General features: G+C 49.3%; 1 protein-coding gene. It reads right to left on the reverse strand.

All coding sequences use genetic code 11. The features are described from left to right. Positions 1–423, reverse strand: a 423-nt coding sequence (locus F0L46_RS27940; protein ID WP_149822437.1) for a ribosomal eL8 family protein, incomplete at its 3' end; no start/stop codon positions are given. Between the last annotated feature and the right edge of the window lie 66 nt (positions 424–489).

Below are 489 nucleotides of genomic sequence, written 5' to 3' on the forward strand. Positions count from 1 at the left end.
GCCGGATCGGATGGTGTTGGGCCTCTTTGGTGGAGGCTCATCTTTCTTGGCAACCTTAGCTTCAGCAGCTTTCCTCTGCCTCTCTTTCCTGGCTGCTTCAGTCTCAGGCCTGTATTTCTCCAAAATCTTGAAAAGGCCCTTAGCTGTAGTCTTGTCCAGTGTCTGGGTAAATTGGTTGATCGGAGGGGGCACTTTCAGACGACGCTGAAGTACAGCCTTCTGGCGCTGGATGCGGATATACTTGGGCCATCTTACAAATCTGGACAAGTCCCGAGTTGGCTGAATGCCCTGACCAATGGCAAAGTTCTTTGGCCTCTTCTCGAAGAGAGGATTCACGATCTTCTTGGGCTCAACCTTTTTGACCACCAATGGGGCGGCGGCTACTTTCTTCCCTACCTTCTTCTTAGGCTTCTTCTGCACCATGTTGAACAGTTATTAATTCAGCGATTTAAAGGCCACGAAAAGATACGTGACCTAAATCGTATACCA

Origin of the sequence: Salinarimonas soli, from assembly GCF_008386575.1 — a bacterium.
Taxonomy (GTDB): domain Bacteria; phylum Pseudomonadota; class Alphaproteobacteria; order Rhizobiales; family Beijerinckiaceae; genus Salinarimonas_A; species Salinarimonas_A soli.